2 protein-coding genes are annotated in these 2,078 nt (G+C 68.6%); both read left to right on the top strand.

Annotated elements, in window-relative coordinates; translation table 11 throughout:
* Positions 1-105: 105 nt before the first annotated feature.
* Positions 106-972, top strand: coding sequence for a proteasome subunit beta (gene prcB, locus ETD85_RS61905; RefSeq protein WP_379507846.1), 867 nt, complete (start codon positions 106-108; stop codon positions 970-972).
* Positions 973-993: 21 nt separating this feature from the next.
* Positions 994-1,824, top strand: a complete 831-nt coding sequence (gene prcA / locus ETD85_RS61900) for a proteasome subunit alpha (RefSeq protein ID WP_138699033.1) — start codon at positions 994-996, stop codon at positions 1,822-1,824.
* The last annotated feature ends 254 nt before the right edge of the window (positions 1,825-2,078 follow it).

Genomic DNA, 2,078 nt, shown 5'->3' with positions numbered 1-2,078 from the left:
GGGGGAGCTTGGGAGTGGAGCCGTCATCAGGGTGGTTCGCCGTGAGCTGATCGTGGGAAGTGCAGACAGCAACGCAACATGAGTAGGGTCGCCCTAGGAACACTGATGTTTGGAGGGAGTCGCGTGGCATCGCACAGGGATCTGCCCATCGGCTTGGTGGACCAGCTTTTCCGCAACACCGGAAATTCCTCGTTCACGGACTTTGTCAGCTCGTATGCGCCTGGGTTGCTGCCCCTGCGAAATGAGGTTCTGGCCACCCCGATCGGCGACCAGGTTCCGCACGCGACCACGATCGTGGCCGCCACCTTCGCCGGCGGCGTGGTCATGGCGGGCGACCGGCGGGCGACGTCGGGCAACATCATCTCGCAGCGTGACGTGGAGAAGGTGTTCCGCGCCGACGACTATTCGTGCATGGGCATCGCGGGCACGGCCAGCACCGGCATCGAGATGGCCCGCCTCTACCGCGTGGAGCTCGAGCACTACGAGAAGCTCGAGGGCCGCACGATGTCGGTCGCGGGCAAGGCCAACCGGCTGGCGACCATGATCAGGGGCAACCTCGCCATGGCGATGCAGGGGCTGGTGGTGGTGCCCCTGTTCGCCGCGTACGACCCGGACAAGGACGAGGGGCGCATCTTCAGCTACGACGTGGCGGGCGGGCCCTACGAGCGGGACCGGTTCGACGCGATCGGGTCCGGCTCGATCTTCGCCCGCGGGTCGCTGAAGAAGCTCTACCGCGACGGGTCCTCGGCGGAGGACATGGTGATGACGCTGATCCAGTCGCTCTATGACGCCGCCGACGACGACTCCGCGACCGGTGGTCCCGACGTGACCAGGAAGATCTGGCCGATCGTGTCGGTGATCGACGCCGACGGGTTCCGCCGCCTGCCCGACGAGCAGATCTCCGGCTACGTCGAGCAGATGCTCGAAGCCCGCCTCATCTCGCCTGACGGCCCCATCGCCCCGCTGCGTTAGAAAGGACCACCGCACGTGTCCATGCCTTTTGGATATGCGTCCCCTGAGCAGATCATGCGGGACAAGGCCGACTATGCGCGCAAGGGCATCGCGCGGGGCCGGTCGGTCGTCGTGTTGCAGTATGTCGACGGCATCCTGTTCGTCGCACCCAACCCGTCGCGGGCGTTGCACAAGATCAGCGAGATCTACGACCGCATCGGCTTCGCCGCCGTGGGCCGCTACAACGAGTTCGAAGAGCTGCGGCTGGCCGGCATCCGCTACGCCGACATCAACGGCTACACCTACGACCGCTCCGACGTGACCGGCCGTGGCCTGGCCAACCTCTACGCCTCCAACCTGGGCCGCATCTTCACCGAGTCGATCAAGTCGCTCGAGGTCGAGGTCGTGGTGGCCGAGGTGGGCGAGACGCGTGACGGCGACGCGATCTACCGGCTGACGTTCGACGGGTCGGTGTTCGACGAGCACGGCTTCGCGGCCATGGGCGGTCAGGCGGAGGCGGTGTCCGGGCGGCTGAAGGAGCGCTACCGGGAGTCGATGTCGCTGGCGGACGCGCTGGAGGTGGCGCTGACGGCGCTGACCGAGCCGGGCGGGGAGCGGCCGCCGGTGGGGCAGCTCGAGGTGGCCGTGCTCGACCGTAACCGGGAGCACCGCAAGTTCCTGCGGCTGACGGGGGCGCGGCTGGAGCGGCTGCTCGGGCAGACGTCCAGCCCGCCGCCCGCCGCTACGCCGCCGTCCACACCGCCTTCCACACCGCCGTCCACGGCCGCACCCGCCGACGACGCCCCGACGGGGCCGCCTCCGCCGACGGGTCCCGAGGGCGACGTGGACGACGGCTCCTCGCCGCCGCTGTAGGACGCATAACGGCCGGCTGGCCGGCAATCCGGGCGGGGGCCGCTCCCAGGCGACCCCCGCCCGATGCTTTGCACGGGTCCGACGCTTTGCACAGGGTGTGGCGGGCCTGGCGGCCTTTCGTCCCAGCACGAGCGGTGGGTGTGGTTCCCCCCGTCCGGTATTACGCGGCGGGGGGTGTGTGGCGGGGGTGGTGTGCCTTCGTCTGGCTGTCTCTTATACACCTCTGACGCTGCCGACGCTACCCCTTGTGTAGT

The organism is Nonomuraea zeae (assembly GCF_005889725.1).
Taxonomy (GTDB): Bacteria; Actinomycetota; Actinomycetes; order Streptosporangiales; family Streptosporangiaceae; genus Nonomuraea; species Nonomuraea zeae.
This window is presented reverse-complemented; position numbering and strand designations above follow the sequence as displayed.

Coding starts and splice junctions, on each gene's coding strand:
- prcB (WP_379507846.1), top strand. CDS start 106: ATGTTTGGAGGGAGTCGCGTGGCATCGCACAGGGATCTGCCCATCGGC.
- prcA (WP_138699033.1), top strand. CDS start 994: ATGCCTTTTGGATATGCGTCCCCTGAGCAGATCATGCGGGACAAGGCC.